Origin of the sequence: Streptomyces sporangiiformans, from assembly GCF_005768555.2 — a bacterium.
Lineage (GTDB): Bacteria > Actinomycetota > Actinomycetes > Streptomycetales > Streptomycetaceae > Streptomyces > Streptomyces sporangiiformans.
The window spans coordinates 1-1,024 of the sequence record NZ_VCHX02000055.1 but is presented as its reverse complement, the minus strand read 5'-3'; the positions used below and the strand labels follow the sequence as shown (position 1 = coordinate 1,024).

Below are 1,024 nucleotides of genomic sequence, written 5' to 3'. Positions count from 1 at the left end.
GGTGTGATCAAGATGGTGTTGGCGATGCGGCAGGGGATGCTGCCCGCCACCCTGCATGTGGATGAGCCGTCTTCGCGTATCGAGTGGCAGGCGGGTGAGGTGCGTCTGCTGTCGGAGGCCGTGTCATGGCCTGAGTCGGAGCATGCGCGTCGGGCGGGTGTGTCGTCGTTCGGTCTGTCCGGCACGAACGCGCACGTGATCCTCGAAGCCGCACCCGGGGAGGAGATCGCCCCCGTTCCGGACCGGAGCGGCGGGTCCGTGGAGGACGGTGTGGTGCCGTGGGTGATCAGTGCGCGNGAGCGGCGGGTCCGTGGAGGACGGTGTGGTGCCGTGGGTGATCAGTGCGCGCAGCCGGGAGGCGCTGAGGGCGCAGGCGGCCCGGTTGCTGGCCCATGTAGAGGCGCATCCCGAGCTCGATGCGCTGGACGTGGGGCTGTCCTTGGCCACCACGCGTACCGCCTTTGAGCACCGTGCGGTGGTGCTGGGGAAGGACCGCGCAGCGCTGATCGCCGAGCTGGAGACTCTGGCCTGTGGTGAGGGGGGCGTGCAGGGGGTTGTGTCCGAGGGCAGGACGGCGTTCTTGTTCTCCGGGCAGGGTGCGCAGCGCCTGGGTATGGGGCGTGAGTTGTATGAGGCGTTTCCGGTCTTCGCGGAGGCGTTCGACGCGGTCTGTGTCCATGTGGGCGGGCTGCGGGATGTGGTCTTCGGTGCGGATGCGGAGGCGTTGGATTGTACGGAGTGGGCGCAGCCTGCGTTGTTCGCGGTGGAGGTGGCGCTGTTCCGGCTGCTGGAGTCGTGGGGGGTGCGGCCGGACTTCGTGGTCGGGCACTCCATCGGCGAACTTGCTGCGGCGCATGTGGCGGGTGTGTTCTCGCTGGAGGATGCCTGCGCTCTTGTGGGGGCGCGGGGTCGGCTGATGCAGCAACTGCCTGGTGGCGGTGCCATGTTCGCGGTGGAGGCGTCCGAGGACGAGGTCGCGGCGCTGTTGGAGGGGCGGGAGGCCGAAGCGTCGGTCGCGGCGGTC

General features: G+C 69.4%; 1 protein-coding gene and 1 pseudogene. Both read left to right on the top strand.

From position 1 onward, the window contains the following. Positions 1-296: pseudogene (locus FGD71_RS48455) on the top strand (ketoacyl-synthetase C-terminal extension domain-containing protein); the annotation flags it as partial. Position 297: 1 nt separating this feature from the next. After that, the coding region (locus FGD71_RS04920; protein WP_244951200.1) for an acyltransferase domain-containing protein at positions 298-1,024 on the top strand (727 nt) is incomplete at both ends.